This is a genomic window from Streptomyces iranensis, assembly GCF_017874715.1.
In the GTDB taxonomy this organism is placed as follows: Bacteria; Actinomycetota; Actinomycetes; order Streptomycetales; family Streptomycetaceae; genus Streptomyces; species Streptomyces iranensis.
In genome coordinates this window covers 70,518-86,893 of sequence record NZ_JAGGLR010000017.1, presented here as the reverse complement: position 1 = coordinate 86,893, position 16,376 = coordinate 70,518, and the positions used below count along the sequence as shown (strand labels likewise).

General features: G+C 71.2%; 13 protein-coding genes. 3 read left to right on the top strand and 10 right to left on the bottom strand.

Going from position 1 to position 16,376, the window contains the following annotated elements; genetic code table 11:
* Positions 1 to 17: 17 nt before the first annotated feature.
* The 9 genes from J2Z30_RS29255 to J2Z30_RS29215 form a co-directional block, all read right to left on the bottom strand.
* Complete coding sequence (locus J2Z30_RS29255; protein ID WP_209468885.1) at positions 18 to 1,187, bottom strand: aldose epimerase family protein; 1,170 nt, start codon at positions 1,185 to 1,187, stop codon at positions 18 to 20.
* Between the two features lie 43 nt (positions 1,188 to 1,230).
* The gene (gene mmsB, locus J2Z30_RS29250) at positions 1,231 to 2,463 is read right to left on the bottom strand and encodes a multiple monosaccharide ABC transporter permease (RefSeq protein WP_044575924.1); all 1,233 of its coding nucleotides are present in this window, start codon (positions 2,461 to 2,463) and stop codon (positions 1,231 to 1,233) included.
* Positions 2,460 to 4,022 carry a multiple monosaccharide ABC transporter ATP-binding protein gene (mmsA, locus tag J2Z30_RS29245; RefSeq protein ID WP_044575926.1) on the bottom strand — a complete coding sequence of 521 codons (1,563 nt, stop codon included), beginning with the start codon at positions 4,020 to 4,022 and terminating at the stop codon, positions 2,460 to 2,462. Before mmsA ends, mmsB begins: the two co-directional genes overlap by 4 nt.
* A 14-nt stretch (positions 4,023 to 4,036) precedes the next feature.
* Positions 4,037 to 5,146: a multiple monosaccharide ABC transporter substrate-binding protein gene (gene chvE, locus J2Z30_RS29240; RefSeq protein WP_044575929.1), complete on the bottom strand. Its 1,110-nt coding sequence runs from the start codon at positions 5,144 to 5,146 to the stop codon at positions 4,037 to 4,039.
* 41 nt (positions 5,147 to 5,187) lie between these two features.
* Positions 5,188 to 6,177: a hypothetical protein gene (locus J2Z30_RS29235; RefSeq protein WP_044575933.1), complete on the bottom strand. Its 990-nt coding sequence runs from the start codon at positions 6,175 to 6,177 to the stop codon at positions 5,188 to 5,190.
* A 214-nt stretch (positions 6,178 to 6,391) separates the two neighbouring features.
* Positions 6,392 to 7,423 (bottom strand): zinc-dependent alcohol dehydrogenase, encoded by a 1,032-nt coding sequence (locus tag J2Z30_RS29230; RefSeq protein ID WP_044575935.1) that lies wholly within the window; start codon positions 7,421 to 7,423, stop codon positions 6,392 to 6,394.
* Positions 7,420 to 8,580, bottom strand: a complete 1,161-nt coding sequence (locus tag J2Z30_RS29225; RefSeq protein ID WP_044575938.1) for a mandelate racemase/muconate lactonizing enzyme family protein — start codon at positions 8,578 to 8,580, stop codon at positions 7,420 to 7,422. Before J2Z30_RS29225 ends, J2Z30_RS29230 begins: the two co-directional genes overlap by 4 nt.
* A gap of 214 nt (positions 8,581 to 8,794) precedes the next feature.
* Entirely contained in the window at positions 8,795 to 9,757 is a 963-nt protein-coding gene (locus tag J2Z30_RS29220; protein WP_044575940.1) for an erythromycin esterase family protein, read from the bottom strand.
* A gap of 119 nt (positions 9,758 to 9,876) precedes the next feature.
* Positions 9,877 to 10,854 (bottom strand): ArsR/SmtB family transcription factor, encoded by a 978-nt coding sequence (locus tag J2Z30_RS29215; RefSeq protein ID WP_044575942.1) that lies wholly within the window; start codon positions 10,852 to 10,854, stop codon positions 9,877 to 9,879.
* 115 nt (positions 10,855 to 10,969) lie between these two features.
* Between J2Z30_RS29215 and J2Z30_RS29210 the strand changes: the two genes are divergently transcribed.
* Positions 10,970 to 12,181 carry an MFS transporter gene (locus tag J2Z30_RS29210; RefSeq protein ID WP_044575945.1) on the top strand — a complete coding sequence of 404 codons (1,212 nt, stop codon included), beginning with the start codon at positions 10,970 to 10,972 and terminating at the stop codon, positions 12,179 to 12,181.
* A gap of 266 nt (positions 12,182 to 12,447) precedes the next feature.
* Positions 12,448 to 12,918, top strand: a complete 471-nt coding sequence (locus tag J2Z30_RS29205; protein ID WP_052701605.1) for a DUF6299 family protein — start codon at positions 12,448 to 12,450, stop codon at positions 12,916 to 12,918.
* Positions 12,919 to 12,952: 34 nt separating this feature from the next.
* Here the strand turns inward: J2Z30_RS29205 and J2Z30_RS29200 are convergent, their stop codons facing one another.
* Positions 12,953 to 13,558, bottom strand: a complete 606-nt coding sequence (locus J2Z30_RS29200; RefSeq protein ID WP_044581986.1) for a TetR/AcrR family transcriptional regulator — start codon at positions 13,556 to 13,558, stop codon at positions 12,953 to 12,955.
* A 122-nt stretch (positions 13,559 to 13,680) separates the two neighbouring features.
* Here J2Z30_RS29200 and J2Z30_RS29195 point away from each other — a divergent pair, with 122 nt between their 5' ends.
* Positions 13,681 to 16,251, top strand: a complete 2,571-nt coding sequence (locus J2Z30_RS29195; protein ID WP_245388567.1) for a glycoside hydrolase family 3 protein — start codon at positions 13,681 to 13,683, stop codon at positions 16,249 to 16,251.
* The last annotated feature ends 125 nt before the right edge of the window (positions 16,252 to 16,376 follow it).

Below are 16,376 nucleotides of genomic sequence, written 5' to 3'. Positions count from 1 at the left end.
GAGGAGGAGAACGGAGGTCAGCGGGTAGAGAACGAGTGCACCGTCGTCGACCGGTAGGTCTGCCCCGGCCGCAGCACCGTCGAGGGGAACGACGGCTGGTTCGGCGAGTCCGGGAAGTGCTGGGTCTCCAGGGCGAAGGCGTCGCCCTGCCGGTAGACCCGCCCCGATGTGCCCGCGAACGTGCCGGTCAGGAAGTTGCCGGTGTAGAACTGCACACCGGGCTCGGTCGTGGCGATCCGCATCACCCGGCCGGACTCCGGCTCGGTCACCGTCAGGAAGTGCTCGGGACGGCTGGTGATGCCCTTGTCCAGCACGAAGTTGTGGTCGATCCCCTGCCCGTAGAGCACCTGCTGGTGCGCCTCCCGGATGTCCCGGCCGATCTCCTTGGCGCGGCGGAAGTCGAACGGGGTCCCGGCCACCTTGGCGAGCTCGCCGGTGGGGATGAGGGTCTTGTCGACCGGGGTGTAGCGGCTGGCGGCGATCTCCAGCCGGTGGTCGTAGACGGAGCCGCTGCCCTCCCCGGCCAGGTTGTAGTACGTGTGGTTGGTGAGGTTCACGACCGTCGCCTTGTCGGTCGTGGCCTCGTAGTCGATGCGGAAGTCGCCCGCCGCCGTGAGCGTGTAGTCCACGCGCACGGTGAGCGTGCCGGGGTAGCCCATCTCGCCGTCGGGGCTCACCCGGCGGAGGGTGAGCCCCACGTCCGCGCCCTTGCGGAACGGCTCCACCGACCAGACGTGCTTGTCGAAGCCCTTGTCGCCGCCGTGCAGGCTGTTCGGCCCGTCGTTGATCGGCAGCTGGTACTTCTTGCCGTCCAGCGTGAAGGTGCCGCGTGCGATGCGGTTGCCGTAGCGGCCGATGAGGGCGCCGAAGTACGGGCTGTCCGTCACATAGGAGTCCAGGTCGTCGAAGCCGAGCGACACATTGGCGCGGCGGCCGTGGCGGTCGGGGATCTCCAGGGCCTGCACGATGCCGCCGTAGCTGAGCACGCGCAGCCGGGTGCGGCCATTCTCGATCGTCCAGCGATCGACCTCGGTGCCGTCCGAGAGCGTGCCGAAGTGCTCCTTCACCGCGTCTCCCTTGCCCGCGGAGTCCCCTCCGCTGTTCGCGTGGGCGGTGCCGGTCGTGGCGGCCGAGGCCGCCAGTCCGGCCGCCGCCGCCGTGATCACCGTGCGTCTGCTCGTGGTCATATGCGGCTCCATAAGGCTAGATCCATGAGGGACAGCTGATGGGTTACGACCCGACCTTGCGCTTGTTCCAGACATCGAAGCCGACCGCGGCCAGCAGCACCAGACCCTTGATCACCTGCTGGTAGTCGGTACCGATGCCGACCAGCGACATACCGTTGTTGAGCACGCCGAGCACCAGACCACCGATGATCGCGCCGAGCACCGTGCCCACACCGCCGCTGGCCGAGGCGCCGCCGATGAACGCGGCGGCGATGGCCTCGAGCTCGAAGTTGAGGCCCGCACTGGGGGTGGCGGAGCCCAGCCGGGCGGCGAAGACCAGACCGGCGAGGGCGGCCAGGATGCCCATGTTGACGAACACCATGAAGGTGACGCGCTTGTCCCGCACACCCGACAGCTTGGCCGCGGGCTGGTTGCCGCCGAGGGCGTACACATGGCGCCCGATGACGGTGTTGCGCATCACGAAGCTGAAGATCACGAAGAGACCGGCGAGGATCAGCAGCCCGTACGGCGCGCCGTGCCAGCTGGACAGCGTCATGGTGAAGGCCATCACGGCGGCGACGATCGCGGCGCACTTGACGAAGAACAGTCCGATCGGCGCCACGTCCAGCTCATAGGCCGCCCGCTGCTGCCTGCCCCGCCACTCCTGCCAGACGGCGGCGGCGCAGACGATGAGGCCGATCACCATGGTGGGGTTGTGGTACTGCGTGTACGGGCCCATCTCCGGGATGAAGCCGGTGCTCAGCTTCTCGAAGCCGTCGGGGAACGGCGACAGGGACTGACCGTCCAGCAGGATCTGGGTGCCGCCGCGGAAGGCCAGCATTCCGGCCAGGGTGACGATGAAGGACGGAATGCCTATGTAGGCGATCCAGAACCCCTGCCAGGCCCCGGCCACCGCGCCGAGCAGCAGACAGAGGACGACCGCGAGGCCCCACGGCATATCGTGTTTGATCATCATCGCGCCGGCGGCCGCGCCGACGAAGGCGACGAGCGATCCGACCGACAGGTCGATATGCCCCGCGATGATCACGATCATCATGCCGATCGCGAGGATGAGGATGTAGCCGTTCTGCTGCACCAGGCTGGTGACGTTGCCGGGCCGCAGCAGGATGTCGTCGGACCAGATCTGGAAGATGACGATGATCAGGGCGAGCGCGACCAGCATTCCGTACTGCCGCATATTGGACCGCAGGCCCTGGAGCAGCAACGTCCCGACGCTGGGCGAGCCCTCGGCCGGCGGTGGGGCCGGGCTCTCGGTCTTCTGGGTGGCCGTGCTCATCCTTCGTCTCCTCTGTCCCTTGTCATATGGCGCATCAGGACTTCCTGGTTCGCCTCGTCCCGGGGAACCTCCCCGGTCAGCCGCCCGGCCGCCATCGTGTAGATCCGGTCGCACATCCCCAGCAGCTCGCCCAGCTCGGAGGAGATGAAGATGACGGCCTTTCCCTGGGCCGCCAGATCGTTGATGACCGTGTAGATCTCGTACTTGGCCCCGACGTCGATGCCGCGGGTCGGCTCGTCGAGGATCAGCACCTCCGGACCTGCGAAGATCCACTTACTGAGCACGACCTTCTGCTGGTTGCCGCCGCTGAGCCGGCCGACCCGCTCGAAGACCGTGGGTGCCTTGATGTTCATCGTCTTGCGGAACCGCTCGGCGACCCGGGACTCCTCGTGCTCGTTGACCAGACCCCGGCGCGCCACCTTGCCGAGCGAGGAGAGCGAGACGTTGCGACTGATGGTGTCGTCGAGGTTGAGCCCGTAGTGCTTGCGGTCCTCGGTGACGTACGCGATGCCGTGGTCGATGGCCTCGGGCACGGTGCGGGTGCGGACCTCCTGGCCGTCGCGGAAGACCCGGCCGCCCGCATAGCGGCCGTAGGTCCGGCCGAACACGCTCATCGCCAGCTCGGTGCGGCCCGCGCCCATCAGCCCGGCGATGCCCACGATCTCCCCGCGCCGGACATTCAGCGACACCCCGTCCACAACCTTGCGCTGCTGGTCGATGGGGTGGTGCACGGTCCAGTCCTCGACGGCCAGGGCCACCTCGGAGGCGTCCTCGCCCTCGTACGGGGTGCGGTCGGGGAAGCGGTGGTCGAGGTCGCGGCCGACCATGCCGCGGATGATGCGGTCCTCGGAGACCTCCGGTTCGGACTCCGGGGTTTCCCGGACGGTCAGGGTTTCGATGGTCTGGCCGTCGCGCAGGATGGTGACGGAGTCGGCGACCTTGCGGATCTCGTTCAGCTTGTGGGAGATGATGATCGAGGAGATGCCCTGGGCCTTGAACTCCAGCAGCAGATCCAGGAGTTTGCCGCTGTCCTCGTCGTTCAGCGCCGCGGTCGGCTCGTCGAGGATGAGTAGCTTCACCTCCTTGGAGAGCGCCTTGGCGATCTCCACGAGCTGCTGCTTGCCCACGCCGATGTCGGTGATCCGGGTCTGCGGGGAATCCGTCAGGCCCACCCGCTTCAGCAGCGCGGTGGCGTGCTTCAGGGTCTCGTTCCAGGAGATGAGACCGTGCCTGGCGTGCTCATTGCCGAGGAAGATGTTCTCGGCGATGGACAGGTAGGGGATCAGGGCCAGTTCCTGATGGATGATGACGATGCCGCGCTGTTCGCTCGCGCGGATGTCCTTGAACGCGCACGGCCGGCCCTCGAAGAGGATCTCGCCGTCGTAGCTGCCGTGCGGATGGACGCCGCTGACCACCTTCATCAGGGTGGACTTGCCGGCGCCGTTCTCCCCGCACAGGGCATGGATCTCGCCCTGGCGTACATGGAGGTTGACATCGGAGAGCGCCTTGACACCGGGGAAGGTCTTGGTGATGGAGCGCAGTTCGAGAATGGTGTTCATAGCCCGGACCCGCCCTACTTGAGCTGCGACGCGGTGTAGTAACCCTGGTCCACCAGCACCTGGGTGTTGGACTTGTCGATGCTGACCGGGTCGAGCAGGTAGGTCGGCACGACCTTCTTGCCGTTGTCGTACGACTTGGTGTCGTTGATCGGGGCCTTGCCGCCGGTCAGCTCCGCCTTGGCTATCTGCACGGTCGCCTTCGCCAGCTTGCGCAGGTCCTTGTAGATGGTCTGCGTCTGCTGGCCCCGGGTGATGGACTTCACGGAGGCCAGCTCCGCGTCCTGGCCGGTCACCACCGGGAACGGCTTGGCCTTCGTGCCGTAGCCGGCGCTCTTGAGCGCCGAGAGGATGCCGATGGACATGCCGTCGTACGGCGAGAGGACGGCGTCGACGTCCTCGGTGCTGTACGACTTGTTGAGCAGGTCCTCCATGCGGTCCTGCGCCGCGCTTCCGCTCCACTTCTCGGTGTAGAGCTGGTTGAGGCTCTTCTGCTTGGAGCGGACGATCAGCTCACCCTTGTCCATGTACGGCTTGAGCACGCTCATCGCGCCGTTGTAGAAGTACCGGGTGTTGTTGTCGTCCGACGAGCCGGCGAACAGCTCGATGGAGAACGGGCCCTTCCGGCCCTTGGCCAGCCCCAGCTTGTTGACGATGTACTGGCCCTGTAGCCTGCCGACCTTCTCGTTGTCGAAGGTCGCGTAGTAGTCGACGTTCGGCGTGCCCAGCAGCAGCCGGTCGTAGGAGATCACCGGAATGTTGGCGTCATGGGCCTGCTTCAGGACATCGTTGAGCGCCCCGCCGTTGATCGGCGCGATCACCAGCAGCCGGTGGCCCTTGGTGATCATGTTTTCGAGCTGGGCCACCTGGGTGCGGACGTCGTCCTCGCCGAACTGCAAGTCCGTCTTGTAGCCCGCCGCCTGGAACTGCTTGGCCACATTGCGGCCGTCGGTGATCCACCGCTCGGAGGACTTCGTCGGCATCGCGATGCCGATCGTGCCTCCCTTTTCCTTGGGCTTGTACCGGCTGCCGCCGACCGCCTCCTGGCCACAGGCCGTGGCGGTCAGCGAGAGCGCGAGGAGGCCGGCGCCTATCGCCGCGGCTCGTGCTCCTCTTACCGTGCGCATGGTGTTGGGGTCCTTCCCTGGGGCGTCGTTGCGTCGGGACGTCAGGAATCGAGCAGGTCCGCGTCGGCGGTGAAACGCCGCAGCGGACCCGGCAGCCGGGAGCCGAGCGGGGACATCCCGCCGTCCGCGCCCAGCCGGGTGAGCAGGTCGAGCACGAGCCGCCCGCGGCGCACCCGCTCGCGGGCGCTGCCCAGCGCCACGTCGCGCAGCTGAGCGCCGTACGGGTAGATCCCCGGGGATTTGCTGAGCCCGAACTTCAGATAGATGGGGGCACCGCGCCGGATCAGCTCCGCCGCGTCATAGAGCCGGACATAGCCGCCGAGGTCGTCCGGGGCCTCGACATAGAAGTCCATCGGGGCGCGGGAGACCCGGCGGATCTCGGTGAGGTGCTCCAGCGTCAGGTCCGAGGGGATGTTGATGGAGTCGGCCCCGAGCTGCTCGTACACCGCGAACGAGGCCGGGTTGACCGGGCCGACGAGCGCGGACAGCTTGAAGGTGGTGTCCGCGGGCAGCTCGCCGCGCGCCCGCAACCGGTTCAGCAGCCACAGCACCCCCTCGTCGGCCACCAGCAGGCACTTCACGCCCAGTGAGACCGCGCGCAGCGCGTCCTCCACACAACCGGCCACCGCGTCATGGCCGCGGGCGCGCAGCCCCCCGCCGCCGGAGTCGGAGCGGGTGGCGGCGCCGATGTCCCAGGTGCCGCGGGGGCCGGTGAACAGGCACAGCTCGGCGTTCCGCTCGGCGCAGCACTCCACCATCTCGGTGATCTCGGCATCGGTGAGCATCCAGACGCCGCTGCCCTGGCTGATCCGGTGGATCGGCACATCCAGCCGCCCGGCCTCCTTGAACACGGTGGCCAGCGCCTCCGGGCCCTCGACGGAGGGGATCTCGGTGCGCCAGGTGCCGCCGTCGGGGAAGGTGTGCGCCGAGGCGTCGGCGGGGTCGGGGGCGGGCGTGGCGTGGCCGAGCGAGGCGAGGGCCGCGTCGGCGGGGCGGCGGGGGCCGGAAGAGGCGGGTGAGGCGGCGGTCACGGTGCTCCCTGTGGAGTGATGGCCGGTGGTTCGGCGTCCGGCTGGTGCTGCCCAGGACATCGTTGTCCGGGTGGGGCTGGGGTGATGACTAGAGACGGTCCGGAGGACTGGTGGGATGACTGGATTCGGGTCCGAAAGGCTGGTGGGACGACTGGAGCCGGGGGCGGGAGGCTTGACGTGGCGAGGTCTGGCACGGCGAGGTCTCACGCATGCGCTAGTCGAGGTCCCGCGGACGCAGCAGCACCTTGCCGACGGCCGGATCGCCGCTGCCGACCAGCTCGATCGCCGAGGCGAATTCGGTCAGCGGCAGCTCATGGGTGATCAGCGGCCGCAGGCTCAGCAGCCCCGCGTCGAAGACCCGTACGGCGTGCGACCAGGCGGCGGGCGGGGCCCCGAAGACGGTCTGCACCTCGATCTGGCGGACCACCAGATCGGTGGGGTCAAGGCCCTCCGCGCCCGCCGCCGGGATGCCGGTGAGCACCAGCCGGCCGCCCCGGCGCAGCAGGGAGGCGGAGGTACGGGCGGCGGAGGCCGATCCGGCGGTCTCGATCACCACGTCATAGCCCGAGAGCTGATCGGACAGCTGGTCCCGGGTGCGGAACTCGGTGCCGCCGAAGGACAGCGACAGCTGCTCCCGGTCCGGGCGGGTGCCCACCACCAGCAGCCGCGCTGGGGAGACGGCGGCGAGGAACTGCACGGCGATCATGCCGAGCGTGCCGGTGCCGACCACGGCGACCCGCTCACCGGGCTGGGTCCGGGCCTTGAGCGCGGCGGCGGCGACGCACGCGGCGGGCTCCAGCAGCGCGGCCGCGCCCAGGTCGGCGTCGTCGGACAGCGGGTGCAGCAGCCGGGCGGGCAGGGTCAGGGTGTCGGCCATCGCCCCGGGCTGGGTGAAGCCGGTCTCCTCGTACCCGGCCGTGCACAAGGTGGTGTCCCCGGCGTGACAGCGGTCGCACACCTGGCAGTTGCGGAACCCCTCGCCGACGACCTTACGGCCGACGAGCGCCTCCGGGACGCCCTCGCCGACCGCCTCGACCGTCCCGGACCACTCGTGGCCGGGGGTGACGGGGTAGCGGACGTACCCCTCGGGCCGGTTGCCCTGGTACAGCTCGCGGTCGCTGCCGCAGATCCCGGAGGCGTGCACCCGCACCCGCGCGTCACCGGGGCCGGGCGCGGCCTCTTCGGCGGCGGTGCCGGTCTCGACGAGACGGAACGCGCCGGGGGCGTCGAGGACGAGCGCGGTCACTGCCGTCCGCCCTTCGGGTCCCGCTTCTCCCAGCCCTCGGCCCACAGGTCGAAGTGGGCCTGCTGCTGGGGGAATTCGGCCGCCGCGTCGGTGTCGAGCTCCACGCCGAGACCGGGTTCGTGGGAGAGCTGGAAGTAGCCGTCCACGACCTGCGGGGCGCCCTTGACCACCTTCTTGATCTCCGCGTCGGCGAAGTCGTTGAAGTGCTCGAGGATCTTGAAGTTCGGGGTGCAGCCGGCGACCTGCAGCGACGCGGCGGTCAGCACCGAGCCGCCCACGTTGTGCGGGGCGATCAGCACATAGTGGGTCTCGGCCGTGGCGGCCAGCTTGCGCGTCTCGCCGATGCCGCCGATATGGCCGACGTCGGGCTGGATGATGTCGGCGGCCTGCGACTCGAACAGCTCGCGGAACTCGATCCGGTCGTGGATGCGTTCGCCCGTGGCGATCGGCAGCCGCGTCTTCTCCGCGACCTTCGCGAGCGCCTTGAGGTTCTCCGGCGGCACCGGCTCCTCCAGCCACGACGGGTGGAAGCGCTCCAGCTCGGCCGCGATCCTTACGGCCGTCGCCGGGCTGAACCGCCCGTGCATCTCCACCAGCAGCTCGGTCTCCGGCCCGATCGCGTCCCGTACGGCCTCCACGAGGGAGAGCGAGTGCAGGGTCTCGGCGTGGTCCAGCTCGAAGTGGCCGGTGCCGAAGGGGTCCAGCTTCAGCGCCCGGTAGCCGCGCTCGACCACCGTGGAGGCCGCCTTGTGGAACGCCTCGGGCGTGCGCTCGACGGTGTACCAGCCATTGGCGTACGCCTTGACCCGGTCCGTCACCTTTCCGCCGAGCAGCTGCCAGACGGGCACCCCGAGCGCCTTGCCCTTGATGTCCCAGCAGGCCATCTCCACACAGGCGATGCCGGACATCACGATCTCGCCCGCCCGGCCGTAGTCGCCGTACTTCATCCGCCGGACCAGGTCCTCCACCGCGAACGGGTCCGATCCGGCGAGGTGATTGGTCTCGGCCTCACGCAGATAGCCCAGCAGCGCATCGGTCCGCCCCAGCATGCGGGTCTCGCCGACGCCGGTGATCCCCTCGTCCGTATGGACCTGCACATAGGTGAGATTGCGCCAGGGGGTGCCGACGACATGCGTACTGATACCGGTGATGCGCACAGCAATCGACCCTTCGCGATGTTCGATATTTCGTCACTCGTTCGAAATCTTGACGTGACGGTAGTGAGGGCCCGTCAGGGGTGTCAATGGTTGTGCGTCGAATGACGTTCGAACGTGACAACCCATCATGACCGATCAAGAACCATCATGACCGATCATTTCGTTGGGCAACATGCCTGCCGGAATGTTCGTTGGAGACGCTGTGCGGCGGGGCTCAGTCTCTGGTGTGCGAGAGCAAACGGGCCGGGGTGACCTCTTGTACATGGAGGACGGCGTCGCACCAGTCCGCGAGCGATCCGCCGGAGAGGTGGTGGGCGGCGTCGGCGGCGGGGTCGTAGCAAGGGCCGAGCAGGCGTGTTCTGGTCGGCGTGGTGAGCCAGGTCCGCACGGGAGCCGGGCTGTCGGCGCGCGGGTCCAGGAGATAGGCGTCCAGCGCGGTGCCTCCCAGGATCGCGTCAGCGAACTCCGCGGGCGGCGCCGGTACCGGACCGGGGGCCATGCCGTGATGGAAGGTGAGGCCGATGGATACGTAACCGGCTCCGAAGCGCTCCCGGAGGTAACTGCCCGCGTTGCGGTGCGTCATCGGCGGCGAGGGGGGCGAGACGGCCCGCGGGGTTCCGTTGACGGTGTGCGCGAGGCCGCCCCAGTAGACGATCCGGTCCGCGGTGTTCTCGTGCCACCGGATCGTGTCCTCGGCCAGACCCAGCTCGATGCGGGCGAGGCCGTCGGGCAGGGAGAGCTGGGACAGGTGCTCCTGGGCGGTCGGGGCGGTGTCGACGAATCGGACCGGGTCATCGGGGTGGCGCCGGTTGAACGAGCGCATCCAGCGGACGACGTCGAGGAACTCCTCGGTCTGCCAGAACGACCGGGCCTCGGCCAGCAGCGCCCGGGGGTCGCCCGCCCCGGTGCCGATGTACTCGTCGAGGCCGATGCCCGACGGGTTGTCCCCTTCCCAGGCGAGCGAACGGAATCCCCGTTCCTCGACCAACAGCCGGACGATCCGGTGCGAAAGGGCGCTGAGCTCATGGGTCTGACGGGTCGAGGCGCCGATGGCCACGACCTCGGCGTCGCCCACGATGTCGACCAGCGGCAGGAGATCGGTCAACGGAGCCTCGGGATCGAGCGTGGTGAGGCGATGAGCGTGATCCTCGATCCATCGGGTCACCATCTCGGTCATGGCCGGACCTCCTTGATCGGAGTTGGTTGGTTTCGGGACGCGCCCCGGTGGTGGCCGATGCGGCGAGAGCAGGCTCGGACATGAACCGAGGTTGAGGTCAAGACAGGGGGCGACGGCGGCTACGAACCGCTCCGCTGCGCCTTCACCAGGGCCTCGCCCACCGTCGTCCGGTCGTACAGAACCGATCGCCCCGCCCGGCGCCTGCGGACCAGGCCGGCCTCGCGCAGGACGCGCAGATGGCGGCCGATCGAGCCCAGGGTCTGGCCGGTGAGGGCCACCAGGTGGGTGGTGCTCTTCGGGGTGTCGAGGAGGAGCAGGACGCTCGCGCGGGCCGGGCCGAGGAGGCGGGCGAGGGGGCCGGGGGCCGGCTGCGGGTCGGACACGGCGAGGGCACCGGCGCACGGGTAGATCACGGCGTAGCGGTGCGGCGCCTCCCAGGAGACCCATCCGGCGACGGGGGTGACGGGGACGAAGAGCAGCTGGGCGCCGTGGACCGCGCGGGGCGGGTTGTCGTGGACGTTGATCTGCAGCCGGCTGCCGCCCAGCCAGCGCATCCCCGGCCGCATACCGTCCAGGACGGCCGCCCAGCCGCCCTGGCTCACCTGGCCGGTGCGCGCCACCACATCGGCCTCGATGATCCGGCGGCGGCGCGGCCAGGTGGGCCGTACGGCTTCCGTCCACACCCACTCCAGCAGCTCCGCGAGGAGTCCCGGCAGATCGTCGCGGCGCAGCGCGGCCGGGAGCGGGGTGCGGCCCAGGGAGACCGTGAGGTCGGAGCGGGCGGCGGCGGGGGCCGTCGTGCGGATGCGGGCCAGCTCCTCCTCGAAGGACGGCTCGCCCTCGCCGGGCGGCGCCTGGGTGAGGAAGTCCGCGAGCCAGGTCCGGCCCAGCGCGGCCCGGACGAGCAGCGCGGTCACCGGGTCGTCGGCCAACCGCGCCCGGTAGGCGGGCAGATGGGCGTCGAGCCAGACCCGCTCGCCCGGGTGCGCGGCGCTCGCCCGCTCCAGGATGATCAGGGCCGCGGTGGTCTCGGCCAGGGCGGAGAGGACGAACCGGCCGCCCGCGAGCGTGTCCGCGTCCACCAACCACAGCCCCATCCGGCCACCCCCGCCGTCACTCCGTGGTCGCGCGTCGTTCCGTGTCGTTCCGCGTTGTTTCGCGTCCGCGCGAAACATTAACGCCGCCGCGCGGCGACTCCCGAGCCTGAAGGCCATGCGCACATATCGAGAAGTGTTCCGGGTCCCGGAGTTCACCCCGCTGTTCCTGGTCTCCGCCACCCAGGTGGCCGCCTCGACCGCGAGCGGACTCGCCCTCGGCACCCTGGTCTACGCCGCGACCGGCTCTCCGCTGCTCTCCGCGCTCAGCATGTTCGGCCCCTCGCTCGCGCAGGTGGCGGGCGCGCTGGCGCTGCTGTCGGCGGCCGACCGGCTGCCGCCGCGCGCCGCGCTGTCCGGGCTGTCGGCGCTCTTCGCCCTGGGGACCGCCGCGTTGGCCCTCCCCGGACTGCCCGTGGCGGCCGTCCTCGCCATCGTGTTCGGGCTGGGCGCGGCGGCCGCCCTCGGCGGGGCCGTCCGCTACGGGCTGCTCACCGAGATCCTGCCCAAGGACGGCTATCTGCTGGGCCGTTCGGTGCTCAACATGTCGGGCGGCACCATGCAGATCGGCGGATACGCGGCCGGTGGCCTCCTCGTGACCGCCCTCTCGGCGCGCGGCACCCTGCTCACCGCCGCCGCGCTGTACGTACTGGCCGGGGCCACCGCCCGGTTCGGCCTGAGCGGGCGTCCGGCGCGGGCCGGCGGACGGCCCTCGGTCGCCGAGACCTGGCGCGTCAACGCCCGGCTGTGGTCCTCCGCGCCCCGCCGCCGTGTCTACTACGCGCTCTGGGTGCCCAACGGGCTGATCGTCGGCTGTGAGTCCCTCTTCGTGCCCTACGCGCCCCGGCACGCCGGGCTGCTCTTCGCAGTGGGCTCCCTCGGCATGCTGATGGGGGACCTCCTCACCGGACGGCTGCTGCCGCCGCACCGGCGGGAGCGGCTCGCGGCGCCCCTGCGGCTGCTGCTCGCCGTGCCGTATCTGGTCTTCGCGCTGCACCCGCCGCTGCCGCTCGCGCTGGCCGCCGTCGCCCTCGCCTCGATCGGCTTCTCGGCCACGCTGGCGCTCCAGCAGCGGCTGATGGCCCTGACACCGGACGAGATGAGCGGCCAGGCGTTGGGGCTGCACTCCTCCGGCATGCTCACCATGCAGGGCGTGTCCGCCGCCCTCGCGGGCGCGCTGGCCCAGCCCACCTCACCGGCCGTGGCGATGGCCGCGCTGGCGGTGGTCTCCGTGGCCGTCACCCTGGCCCTGGCCCCGGGGCTGCGGGGCGATCCGGCGGCAGCACGCCCGAGCGCAGTGGCCCCGTCGGAGGAGGCGGTCCGGGAGTGAGCACTGTAAGGGCGCGGGCGAGCACCGTAAGGGCGCGGGCGAGCACCGTAAGGGCGCGGGCGGGCACCGTAAGGACGCGGGCGAGCACCGTAAGGGCGTCACCGGGGTCAACCGGTCGCGGGGCCGAGGGGTCAACCGAGTGCCCGGCAACCACCCGTTGGGCGGTGCCGGACACGCCGCACGGGGGTGAGGTTCCCCCGGACGGGTTCGGCCGCCCGGTAGCTGTACGGGCAACTGAACTCCCGCCCCAGGAGGTACGTACGTCCATGCGCAACCGCCGCCGCGCCCTCGGCGCCCTCACCGTCCTTCTCATGGCGGCACCGGCCGCCCATGCCGCGCCCGCCGCCCACGCCCGGCCCGACGGGCCGCGTCTGCCCCTGCCCTGGACCGACGATCTGACCATCGACCGCACCGGGGACGTCACGCCGGACGGATCCGTCACGCTGTACGGCAGCTACCGATGCGTCCGGGAGGCGATGGAGTACCCGCGGGCGAGTGTGCTCGTCACCCTCACCCAGGGCCGCGAGCGCCACGGCCTCGGCGGCTATGACGCGGTCTGCGACGGACAGCGGCACCGCTGGCTGATCGACGCGGTGGACGCGGGGCGGTACGAACCGGGACCGGCGGAGGCCGAGGTCACGCTGCTGAGGTTCGACACCGGCGGCTCCTTCGTGCCGGTGCCGAGGAACGTGGCCGGGGTCGAGCGGGGGGTCAGGCTGGTGGGCGGCGACGACTGAGCCACCGTCACGAGACGGCCCGCCCGCACGGCCGTCACCCCTCGGCCGCTACGTCTCCCTGCCCCAGCAGGGAGACGAAGGCCCGGAAGAGGGCGGGCATGTCCACCGCGTCCCGGTCGTGCAGCCACTGGAACTGGAGCCCGTCCATCACCGCCACCAGCAGTGGCGCGGCGGCCTCCGGGGTGAGCCCGCCGGGGAGCCGGTCGCCGAACTCGCCGCGCAGGATGGCCGCCATGTCGGCGCGCACCTTGTCATAGCGCTGGGTGAAGAAGCCGCGCGCGGGGTGGTCGTCGGTGACGCTCTCGCCGAGGAGCGCGGAGAAGGTCTGGACGACTCCGGGGCGCATCGCGTTGTAGTCCACCAGCGAGGCGAGCAGGTCCAGCGGCCATACGTGCCCTCCGTCGCGCCGCGCGGAGCCGGTGTCCCACTGGTCGCGCTCCTCGAGCACGGCGATGAGGAGCGAATCCTTGGTGGGGAAGTAGTGGAGCAGCCCCTGCTGGGTGAGGCCCACCCGCTCGGCGACCGCGCCGAGGGTCGCGCCCCGGTAGCCGCGCTCGGCGATCACTTCGAGCGCGCAGCGGACGATCTCCGCCCGTCGTTCCTCACCACGTCTGGTACCGCGCTCGGTCGCCCTCTCCATGTTCGTACCGTAGAGCATGTTTGATAACGAGTCGATAACGGTACCTACCTGCTGACAGGTTCTCGGGTCCACCATGGCCCCGGACGAGGACCGGAGGGGACCCGCACCGGGAGGGGCGAGCGATGGCGGACGCGATCGACGAAGGCGGCGAGGACGGCGAGGGCCGCGAGGGCCGCGAGGGCCGCGAGGGCGGCGAGGGGCGCACGGCCGAGGCCGTGGAGAAGGCCCTCGGCCTGCTGGATCTGGGCACCAAGGCGCGGCTGCTGTCCGGGCAGGACATGTGGAGCCTGCCCGCCGCTCCGGCGATCGGGCTGCGCTCCCTGGTGATGTCGGACGGCCCGATCGGCGTCCGCGGCGTCCACTGGACCGCCGACGACCCCTCCATCGCCCTGCCCAGCCCCACCGCGCTCGCCGCGACCTGGGACCCGGAGCTCGCCCGGCGGGCGGGGCGGCTGCTCGCTCAGGAGGCGCGGCGCAAGGGCGTCCATGTGCTGCTCGCGCCCACGGTCAATCTGCACCGCTCCCCGCTGGGCGGCCGCCACTTCGAGGCGTACAGCGAGGATCCGTATCTCACCGGCGAGATCGGCACCGGCTATGTGACGGGCGTGCAGGACGGCGGAGTGGGCACCACCGTCAAGCACTTCGTGGCCAACGACGCCGAGACCGAGCGCTTCACCGTCGACAACACGATCGGTGCGCGGGCGCTGCGCGAGCTCTATCTCGCGCCCTTCGAAGCCATCGTCAAGAACGCCCGCCCCTGGGGCGTCATGGCCGCCTACAACGGGGTCAACGGCTCGACCATGACCGAGCACCGCGAGCTTCAGCAGGGGGTGCTGCGCGGTGAATGGGGCTTCGACGGCTTCATCGTCTCCGACTGGTTGGCGGCCCGTGACACCGTGCGGGGGCTCAAGGGCGGGCTGGATGTCGCGATGCCCGGCCCGCGGACCGTCTACGGCGAGGCGCTGGCCGCCGCGGTGCGCGACGGCCGGGTGGGCGAGGCGGAGCTGGACGAGGCGGTGCGGCGGCTGCTCACCCTGGCCGCCCGGGTCGGCGTCCTGGACGGCGCGGCCCCGGCCGTCGCCCCCGTCGACCGGCCCGGCCCGATCGACGGGGACGCGCTGGCCCGCGAGATCGCCCGGCGGTCCTTCGTGCTGCTGCGGAACGAGGGCGCGGACGGCCGGGAAGCGGTGCTGCCCCTCGACCCCGGCGCCCCCGGCGGGGTGCGCTCGCTGGCCCTGATCGGCGCCGCGGCGCGCGATGCCCGGGTGCTGGGCGGCGGCTCGGCGGTGGTCTTCCCCGACCATGTGATCTCACCGCTCGACGGGCTGCGGGCCGCACTGCCCCCGGGCGTCGAGCTCAGCTACGCCGTGGGCGCCGACCCCACCGATGAACTCGCCCCCGCCGCCCATGGGTTCGCGCTGCGCGCCGTGGTCAGGGCCGCGGACGGGCGGGTGCTGGGCGAGTCCCGGCTGGCCGGCGGGCAGGTGCAGTGGATCAGTGACTTCCCCGACGGCGTGAGCTTCGAGGAGCTGCACACCGTCGAGACCGTCGGCACCTTCACCCCGCGCGAGAGCGGTGCCCACTCCTTCGGCACCAGGGGACTGGGCGGCCTCCGGCTGGCCGTGGACGGCAAGGTGCTCTTCGAGGGGGAGGAGCACCCGGCGGACGTCGGCGACCCCTTCGAGGCGTTCATGGGCTCGCCCGTGCCCCGGGGCCAGGCGCAGCTCACGGCGGGCGAACCGGTGGAGGTCAGCCTCACCTGCGCGGTGGCGCGCCCCGAGGACGCCCTTCTCGACGCCGTCTGCTTCAGCCTGCTGCACCGCGCCCCGGAGCGGGATGCCGAGGAGCTGATCCAGGAGGCCGTCGCCGTGGCCTCGGCGGCCGAGGCGGCCGTGGTGGTGGTCGCCACCACCGAGCGGGTCGAGAGCGAGGGGTTCGACCGCAGGAATCTGCGGCTGCCGGGCCGTCAGGACGAGCTGGTGCGCCGGGTCGCCGCCACCGGCACCCCCACCGTGGTGGTGGTCAACGCGGGCTCACCGGTCGAGATGGCCTGGCGGGACGAGGTCGCGGCCGTGCTGCTGAGCTGGTTCCCGGGCCAGGAGGCGGGGGCCGCGCTCGCCGACGTCCTGCTGGGCGCGGAGGAGCCCGGCGGCCGCCTGCCCACGACCTGGCCCCAACGGCTCGAGGACGCCCCGGTCAGCGCGGTCACGCCCAGCGAGGGCCGGCTGGTCTACGACGAGGGCGTGTTCATCGGCTACCGCGCGTGGGAGCGGCGGGAGGGGACCGCTCCGGCGTACTGGTTCGGGCATGGCCTCGGCTACACGGACTGGGCGTACGAGGCGATGGAGTTCACCCCCGCGGAGGGCGACGGCGAGGCGCTGGGCACGGTGACCGTGCGGGTCCGCAACACGGGGCCCCGGGCGGGGCGCGAGGTCGTGCAGATCTATCTCGCCGTGCCCGAGGACGACGGGGTGGAGCGGCCGGTGCGCCGCCTCGCGGGCTTCGCATCGGTGGACGCGGCCCCGGGGGAGACGGCCGAGGCGACCATCCCGCTGCCCCGCCGGGCGGCGGAGATCTGGGACGGGACAAAGGACGCCTGGCGCCTGATCCCGGGCACCTACACGGCGGAGGCGGCCCGCAGCGTCGCCGACCGCCGCCTGTCGACCCCGGTGCCGGTGCGGACGACAGCCTGAGCTACCCCGTCCGACGCGCGGCGAGGCTGCTCGCGTCCGCCGGTCAGAGGGCGCCCGACGCATCGCGAAGCCGGTGGCGGGCCATTCCCCTCCCCGCCCCTTCCCGAACCTGGGGCTGTGCCCAG

Bases quoted from the DNA above. Each gene is read 5' to 3' on its own strand.
- J2Z30_RS29255 (WP_209468885.1), bottom strand. From the start codon at position 1,187: ATGACCACGAGCAGACGCACGGTGATCACGGCGGCGGCGGCCGGACTG.
- mmsB (WP_044575924.1), bottom strand. From the start codon at position 2,463: ATGAGCACGGCCACCCAGAAGACCGAGAGCCCGGCCCCACCGCCGGCC.
- mmsA (WP_044575926.1), bottom strand. From the start codon at position 4,022: ATGAACACCATTCTCGAACTGCGCTCCATCACCAAGACCTTCCCCGGT.
- chvE (WP_044575929.1), bottom strand. From the start codon at position 5,146: ATGCGCACGGTAAGAGGAGCACGAGCCGCGGCGATAGGCGCCGGCCTC.
- J2Z30_RS29220 (WP_044575940.1), bottom strand. From the start codon at position 9,757: ATGACCGAGATGGTGACCCGATGGATCGAGGATCACGCTCATCGCCTC.
- J2Z30_RS29215 (WP_044575942.1), bottom strand. From the start codon at position 10,854: ATGGGGCTGTGGTTGGTGGACGCGGACACGCTCGCGGGCGGCCGGTTC.
- J2Z30_RS29210 (WP_044575945.1), top strand. From the start codon at position 10,970: ATGCGCACATATCGAGAAGTGTTCCGGGTCCCGGAGTTCACCCCGCTG.
- J2Z30_RS29205 (WP_052701605.1), top strand. From the start codon at position 12,448: ATGCGCAACCGCCGCCGCGCCCTCGGCGCCCTCACCGTCCTTCTCATG.
- J2Z30_RS29200 (WP_044581986.1), bottom strand. From the start codon at position 13,558: ATGGAGAGGGCGACCGAGCGCGGTACCAGACGTGGTGAGGAACGACGG.
- J2Z30_RS29195 (WP_245388567.1), top strand. From the start codon at position 13,681: ATGGCGGACGCGATCGACGAAGGCGGCGAGGACGGCGAGGGCCGCGAG.